The 305-nt window shown below is 59.7% G+C and carries 1 protein-coding gene; it reads right to left on the reverse strand.

What is annotated here, in order from left to right; genetic code table 11:
- On the reverse strand, positions 1–305 hold a 305-nt coding region (locus JIN78_RS17115; protein ID WP_200393210.1), incomplete at both ends, for an integrase core domain-containing protein.

Here is a 305-nt window from a genome sequence, read left to right on the forward strand (position 1 = left end):
GTTTGGTAGCCGATCGAGGAGTGTTTGCGGTGGTGGTTGTAGTAGCTCTCGATGTAGTCGAAGAGCTCGGTATGGGCATCGGACAAGTCGGCGAACTTTCCTCCCTGCAGAATCTCAGCCTTGAGGGCGCCGATGAGCGATTCGGTCCAGGCGTTGTCATAGGGATTGGCCCGGCCGGACATGCTCTGACGCAGCTTCTTTTCGCTCAGGAAGGCCCGGAAGCAACGGCTGCCGTATTGGCTTCCGCGATCGCTGTGAAAAATCGCCCCGGGACGGATGGCTTGGCTCTGGACGGCATGGCGCAG

Source organism: Roseibacillus ishigakijimensis (assembly GCF_016595415.1).
In the GTDB taxonomy this organism is placed as follows: domain Bacteria; phylum Verrucomicrobiota; class Verrucomicrobiia; order Verrucomicrobiales; family Akkermansiaceae; genus Roseibacillus; species Roseibacillus ishigakijimensis.